Source organism: Nocardioides sp. (genome assembly GCF_031422975.1).
Taxonomy (GTDB): domain Bacteria; phylum Actinomycetota; class Actinomycetes; order Propionibacteriales; family Nocardioidaceae; genus Nocardioides.
In genome coordinates, this window is sequence record NZ_JANPEO010000289.1 from 1 (window position 1) to 6575 (window position 6575).

11 protein-coding genes are annotated in these 6575 nt (G+C 69.1%); all 11 read left to right on the forward strand.

The annotated features are described in order from the left end of the window. A partial coding sequence (gene sufD / locus RMO85_RS08645; protein WP_310528319.1) for a Fe-S cluster assembly protein SufD occupies positions 1-846 on the forward strand: 846 nt, incomplete at its 5' end. After that, entirely contained in the window at positions 843-1190 is a 348-nt protein-coding gene (locus RMO85_RS08650) for a non-heme iron oxygenase ferredoxin subunit (RefSeq protein ID WP_310528320.1), read from the forward strand. The genes sufD and RMO85_RS08650, both read left to right, overlap by 4 nt. Continuing rightward, entirely contained in the window at positions 1187-1948 is a 762-nt protein-coding gene (gene sufC / locus RMO85_RS08655; protein ID WP_310528321.1) for a Fe-S cluster assembly ATPase SufC, read from the forward strand. Before RMO85_RS08650 ends, sufC begins: the two co-directional genes overlap by 4 nt. A 2-nt stretch (positions 1949-1950) precedes the next feature. Then, entirely contained in the window at positions 1951-3219 is a 1269-nt protein-coding gene (locus tag RMO85_RS08660; RefSeq protein WP_310528322.1) for a cysteine desulfurase, read from the forward strand. Between the two features lie 4 nt (positions 3220-3223). Continuing rightward, entirely contained in the window at positions 3224-3676 is a 453-nt protein-coding gene (sufU, locus tag RMO85_RS08665; RefSeq protein WP_310528323.1) for a Fe-S cluster assembly sulfur transfer protein SufU, read from the forward strand. Then, positions 3673-4038, forward strand: coding sequence for a metal-sulfur cluster assembly factor (locus RMO85_RS08670; RefSeq protein WP_310528324.1), 366 nt, complete (start codon positions 3673-3675; stop codon positions 4036-4038). Before sufU ends, RMO85_RS08670 begins: the two co-directional genes overlap by 4 nt. A 2-nt stretch (positions 4039-4040) precedes the next feature. Further along, entirely contained in the window at positions 4041-4406 is a 366-nt protein-coding gene (locus RMO85_RS08675; RefSeq protein ID WP_310528325.1) for a hypothetical protein, read from the forward strand. A 30-nt stretch (positions 4407-4436) separates the two neighbouring features. Beyond that, positions 4437-4778: a hypothetical protein gene (locus RMO85_RS08680; protein ID WP_310528326.1), complete on the forward strand. Its 342-nt coding sequence runs from the start codon at positions 4437-4439 to the stop codon at positions 4776-4778. Between the two features lie 19 nt (positions 4779-4797). Then, a complete protein-coding gene (locus tag RMO85_RS08685; RefSeq protein WP_310528327.1) occupies positions 4798-5340 on the forward strand; it encodes an NYN domain-containing protein in 543 nt (180 codons plus the stop codon). Positions 5341-5350: 10 nt separating this feature from the next. Beyond that, the gene (locus RMO85_RS08690) at positions 5351-5962 is read left to right on the forward strand and encodes an acVLRF1 family peptidyl-tRNA hydrolase (RefSeq protein ID WP_310528328.1); all 612 of its coding nucleotides are present in this window, start codon (positions 5351-5353) and stop codon (positions 5960-5962) included. A 61-nt stretch (positions 5963-6023) separates the two neighbouring features. After that, positions 6024-6575 (forward strand): ABC transporter ATP-binding protein (locus RMO85_RS08695; RefSeq protein ID WP_310528329.1); only part of this gene is annotated, 552 nt, incomplete at its 3' end.

A 6575-nucleotide genomic window follows, 5' to 3' on the forward strand; every position in this document is an offset into this window, starting at 1 on the left:
GAGCACGATAGGGCCGAGCCGATCTTCATGGAGATCGAGGGCATCGACCTCGACGCCACCATGGGTGCGCACATGACGCTCCGCTTCGGGGCTCACAGCCGCGGCGTGGTCGTCATCAACCACACCGGCTCCGCCGCGGTCGCGGCCGTCGTCGAGGTGGTCGTGGGCGACGGTGCCGACGTCACGGTCGTGTCCCTGCAGGACTGGGCCGGCGACGCCGTGCACCTCGCGCACCACCAGGCGCTCGTCGGTCGCGATGCGACGTACAAGCACGTGGCAGTGACGTTCGGTGGCGACCTCGTGCGCATGGACTGCAACGTGCAATACGCCGGTCCCGGCGGGTCGGCCGAGCTGCTGGGCCTCTACTTCGCCGACGAGGGCCAGCACATCGAGCACCGCCTCTTCGCCGACCACAACGCACCGCGCACCAAGAGCAACGTGCTCTACAAGGGCGCGCTGCAGGGGCAGGGTGCGCACACGGTCTGGATCGGCAACGTGCTGATCCGCAAGATCGCCGAAGGCATCGAGACCTACGAGGAGAACCGCAACCTCGTGCTCAGCGACGGCTGCCACGCCGACTCCGTGCCCAACCTCGAGATCGAGACCGGCGAGATCCAAGGCGCCGGCCACGCCAGCGCCACGGCCAGGTTCGACGACGAGCAGCTGTTCTACCTCCGCTCGCGCGGCATCGACGACAAGGAAGCGCGTCGGCTGGTCGTGCACGGGTTCTTCAACGACCTGATCCGCAAGATCGGCGTGCCCGCCATCGAGGACAAGCTGATGGCGACCGTCGAGGCCGAGCTGGCCAAGAACGTGCTGCGCGAGGAAGCCGAGGCAGTCGCATGACCTTCGTCCGCGCCTGCGCCCTCGACGACGTGCCCACCGACGAGGCCCTCGGCGTGACGATCGGGGCCCTCGACGTCGCCGTCGCGCGCAACGGCGACGAGGTCTTCGCGCTGCAGGACCTCTGCTCGCACGCGGCCGTGGCCCTCTCCGAGGGCGAGGTCGCCAACTGCACCATCGAGTGCTGGCTGCACGGATCGACCTTCGACCTGCGCACCGGCAAGCCCACCACCTTCCCGGCGACCGAACCGGTCGCCACCTTCCCCGCCGAAATCCGCGACGCCGACGGCAGCTCAGAAGTCTGGGTCGACGTCGAGACCACCCTGAATGGAGTGACCCCCTCATGAGCAAGCTCGAAATCAAGGACCTGTTGGTCTCGGTCGACACCGAGGACGGCCCCAAGGAGATCCTCAAGGGCGTCACGCTGACGATCAACGACGGCGAGACGCACGCCATCATGGGCCCCAACGGCTCCGGCAAGTCCACGCTGGCCTACTCGATCGCGGGTCACCCGAAGTACACCGTCACCGGCGGCACCGTGACCCTGGACGGCCAGGACGTGCTGGCCATGACGGTCGACGAGCGCGCCCGCGCCGGCCTGTTCCTGGCCATGCAGTACCCCGTCGAGGTGCCCGGCGTCTCGGTCTCCAACTTCCTGCGTACGGCGAAGACCGCGATCGACGGGGAGTCGCCCAAGCTCCGCACCTGGGTCAAGGACGTCAACACAGCCCTGCAGGCGCTCGACCTCGACCCGACGTTCGCGACCCGCAACGTCAACGAGGGCTTCTCCGGTGGTGAGAAGAAGCGCCACGAGATCGCGCAGCTCGAGCTGCTCAACCCCAAGGTCGCCGTGCTGGACGAGACCGACTCGGGCCTCGACATCGACGCGCTCAGGATCGTCTCCGACGGCGTCAACCGGTTCAAGGCCGACGGTGACAAGGCCGTGCTGCTCATCACCCACTACACACGGATCCTGCGCTACATCAAGCCCGACTTCGTGCACGTCTTCATCGACGGTCGCGTCGCCGAGGAGGGCGGCCCCGAGCTCGCCGACCTGCTCGAGGCCGAGGGCTACGACAAGTACACGAAGCCCGCGGCGGTCTGACCATGGACGGCCTCCTGCCGGAGCTGGAAGTCATCCGCAAGGACTTCCCGATCCTCGAGCGTCAGCTCGCGGGCGGCTTTCCGCTGGTCTACCTCGACAGCGCCAACACCTCGCAGAAGCCGCAGATCGTCATCGACACGATGGTCGACCACCTCGAGCGCCACAACGCCAACATCTCCCGCGCCATGCACCAGCTCGGCTCGGAGTCGACCGAGGCGTTCGAGGCGGCGCGCGACCGGGTGGCCGCCTTCATCAAGGCACCGAGCCGCGACGAGGTGATCTTCACCAAGAACGCCACCGAGGCGCTCAACCTGGTCGCCAACACGCTTTCCTGGGCGACAGGCGACCTGGCGATCGGCGCGGGCGACGAGGTCCTCATCACCGAGATGGAGCACCACTCCAACATCGTTCCGTGGCAGCTGCTCACCGAGCGCAAGGGAGCGACCCTGCGCTGGTTCGGGCTGACCGAGGACGGTCGCCTCGACCTGTCGAACATCGACGAGCTCATCACCGAGCGCACCAAGGTCGTGTCGCTGACCTGGGTCTCCAACATGCTGGGCACCATCAACCCGGTGGCCGAGATCGCCGCGCGCGCCCACGAGGTCGGCGCCGTCGTGGTCGTGGACGCGTCCCAGGCCGCGCCCCAGCTGCCGATCGACCTGCAGGCCATGGAAGGCGCCTCGCGACCTGACGTGCTCGTCTTCACCGGCCACAAGGTCGTCGGCCCCACCGGGATCGGCGTGCTGTGGGGTCGCCGCGAGGTGCTCGACGCGCTGCCCGCGTTCCACGGCGGCGGCGAGATGATCGAGACGGTGACGATGCAGCGATCGACGTACGCCGGGATCCCGCACAAGTTCGAGGCCGGAACGCCGCCGATCATCGAGGCCATCGGTCTCGGTGCGGCCGTCGACTACCTCGACTGCATCGGCCTCGACGCCATCCACGCGCACGAGCAGGCCATCACCGGCTATGCCCTCCAGGGGCTGGCGTCCGTGCCGGGCACGCGCGTGCTCGGGCCGCTCGACGCCGCTTCGCGCGGCGGGGCGATCTCCTTCGAGCTGGCCGGCGTGCATCCGCACGACATCGCCCAGGTGCTCGACTCGCGTGGTATCGCCGTGCGCGCCGGACACCACTGCGCCAAGCCCGCGCATGCGCGCTTCGGCGTGCAGGCCTCGACGCGCATGTCGTCCTACCTCTACACGACGCCGGCGGAGATCGACGCGCTGATCGATGGCCTCAACTACACCCGCGCCTACTTCAAGGTGGGCTGAGCCGATGGATGCCGCGCTCGACAACCTCTACCAGGAGATCATCCTGGATCACTACAAGCACCCGCACCACGCGGGGCTTCGCGACCCGTTCGAGGCCGAGGTGCACCACGTCAACCCGACGTGCGGAGACGAGGTCACCCTGCGGGTGCACCTCGCCGACGGCGTCGTCGACGACGTGTCCTACGACGCCGTCGGCTGCTCGATCTCGCAGGCCTCCACCTCCGTGATGGCCGACCTGCTGATCGGCAAGTCCGTCGACGAGGCGATGCAGATCCACCAGACCTTCCTCGAGCTCATGCAGGGCAAGGGCAAGGTCGACCCCGATGAGGACGTCCTGGAGGACGGCGTCGCGTTCGCCGGCGTCGCCAAGTTCCCCGCACGCGTGAAGTGCGCCCTGCTCTCATGGATGGCGTGGAAAGACGCGACCGCCCAGACCCTCTCGAAGGAGAACTCATGACCATCGACAACAGCGACCTGCCCGACGTCCCCGCGGCCACCGGTGCCGGCTCGACCGTCACCGTGGACGACGTCACCGAGGCGATGAAGGACGTCGTCGACCCCGAGCTCGGCATCAACGTCGTCGACCTCGGCCTGGTCTACGACGTGCACCTCGACGAGGGCTCCAACGTCGTCATCGACATGACGCTCACCTCGGCGGCGTGCCCGCTGACCGACGTGATCATGGACCAGACCAACTCCGCGCTCGAGGGCCTGGTCAACGACGTCGCCATCAACTGGGTGTGGATGCCGCCGTGGGGTCCGGACAAGATCTCCGACGACGGCCGCGAGCAGCTGCGGGCGCTCGGCTTCAACGTCTGAGCATGCGTTTCACCGAGCATGAGCTGACCGAGGCGGTCACCAGCGCCGCCAAGACGGTGGCCGGTGCGCGCCAGCGTGGGATCCGGCGCCGGCGAGACCGCGAGGAGACCTGGGCGGCCCTGAGCCGCCACGAGCGCTATCTGGTGCTGGACGCGGTGGGCGGCCAGGTGCTGCCGGTGCTGCTCGCGCTGCCGGACGTCGAGGTGCCCACCGGCACCCGCCCGACGTTCACCGACGCGCAGGTGTCGGCCGCCGTGGCGGAGACCATCGGCGACGCCGGTCGCGGACTGCGGGGCAAGGTGGCCGTCGCCGCCCGCGTCGCGCTGGTGCGCGAAGCCCTGGCGACGCTGCCACGGCGACAGGAGTAGGACTCACCGGATGGGTCTAGGGTCGCCGACATGACGAACGACGAGATCGGCACCTTCTGGGAGCTGGCGAGATTCCACGCCAAGCTCAATGTGGCGCCGGCCTACTTCGGACCGACCACGCTCGAGGTCGTCCGCCCGCCCGCGTGGTCCTACGGTGAGACCGCCGAGCAGGCCGACGAGTTCGTGGCCGGTCTCGACGCCGACGACCGACTCGCGACGTCGACGTCCGCCGAGGCGTACGGCGACGACGGCGCCGAGATGCCCGTCGCCGGCTCGTTGTCCATCCTCTGCAACGGTGCCGGTCATCCGGTCGCGCTGCTCGAGATCGAAGTGTCGAGATCGGGACCGACATCGTGGAGCACTTCCGCGTGATCTACCGGGCCGAGACCTGATGGACCGCAAGACCTACCTCCTCATCGACGGGGAGAACATCGACGCCACCCTGGGCAACTCGATCCTGGGGCGACGCCCGCGCCCCGAGGAGCGACCGCGCTGGGACCGGCTGCTCGAATGGAGCGAGCGGACCTTCGACCAGCCGGTGACCGGGCTGTTCTTCCTGGCCGCGGGCTCCGAGATGCCCACGACCTTCGTCCAGGCGCTGATCGCGATCGGCTTCAAGCCGATCCCGCTCAGCGGCGCCGGCAAGGTGGTCGACATCGCCATCCAGCGCACGGCCGAGGCACTGCTCGCGCGTGAGGCCGACGTGATCCTGGCCAGCCATGACGGCGACTTCCTCGACCAGATCACCGCCCTGTGCGACGGCAGCCGACAGGTCGGCGTCGTCGGCTTCGGCGAGTTCGTCAACAGCGCCTTCCGGGGACTGCCGGGGCTGCGGATCATCGACCTCGAGTACGACATCGGGGCGTTCAACTCCCCGCTGCCGCGGGTCAGGGTCATCCCGATCGACGAGTTCGACCCGCTCGACTTCCTGTGACGGTGGGCTCGTGACGAACAGCACGCACGTGCTGGTGCCTCCGGCGCGCTGGCTCCGCTGGGTCGACAACTTCGAGGGTCGTCACGGCTCGACGTCGCTGTCGGTCCTTGACGGCGCGTTGCGTGGCGAGGCTCACGACGGATCGACGTTCACGGCGCGACTGCCGTTCGCGGCGGCGTACGACGGCGGGCCCGACGTCGCTGCCTTCCTCGCCGACGTCGAGGCGCCGGCACAGTGGGGCGTGCTGCTGGTCCGCAAGGGGGGCTTCGCGATCGCCCGGCTGGCGGGTGTCGAGATGGTGGAGCACAAGATCGGCCAGCGGCACGTGCAGGGACGGACGAAGGCAGGAGGGCAGAGCCAGCAGCGCTTTGCCCGCCGCCGGGACAACCAGGCACGGCAGGCCTACGAGGCCGCGGCCGATCATGCGGCGCGCATCCTCCGCCCTGGACCGCTCGTGACCGGGGGCGACCACGTCGCCGTGGCCGATGTGCTCATGGACCCGCGGCTGGCCGGCGTGGCGGTCGTCGGGCCCTGGCTGCCGGTGCCGGACCCGCGGCGCGCCGTGCTCGATCGGGCGATCCTGGACGCGCAGGCGATCGACGTGGACGTCGCGAACGCATGAGCCCGGACCGGATCCGGTCAGTCACCGGGCCGGCGGAGGACCGAAGGAGCAGAATCGAGGCGTGACCGACGCCATCGCCATCGCCGTCTCCGGACTGGTCAAGCAGTTCGGTCACGTGCGTGCTCTCGACGGCCTCGACCTGAGCGTCGCCCGGGGCGAGGTGCATGGCTTCCTGGGGCCCAACGGCGCGGGGAAGTCCACGACCCTGCGGGTGCTGTTGGGGCTGTTGAGCGTCGAGGCGGGATCTGCCACCGTGTTCGGGCTCGACCCGTGGCGCGACGCCACCGACATCCACCGTCGACTTGCCTACGTCCCCGGCGACGTCAGCCTCTGGCCCAACCTGTCGGGCGGCGAGACGATCGACCTCCTGCTCCGCATGCGAGGCATCGAGCCGGCCGACACGCGGCGCGACGAGCTGCTCGAACGCTTCGAGCTGGACCCCACCAAGAGGGGCCGGGCCTACTCCAAGGGCAACCGGCAGAAGGTCGCGCTGGTGGCGGCCCTCGCTGCGCCGGTCGAACTGCTGGTCCTCGACGAGCCCACATCCGGCCTCGACCCGCTCATGGAGCAGGTGTTCAACGAGTGCCTGACGGAGCACAAGGCGAGCGGCACG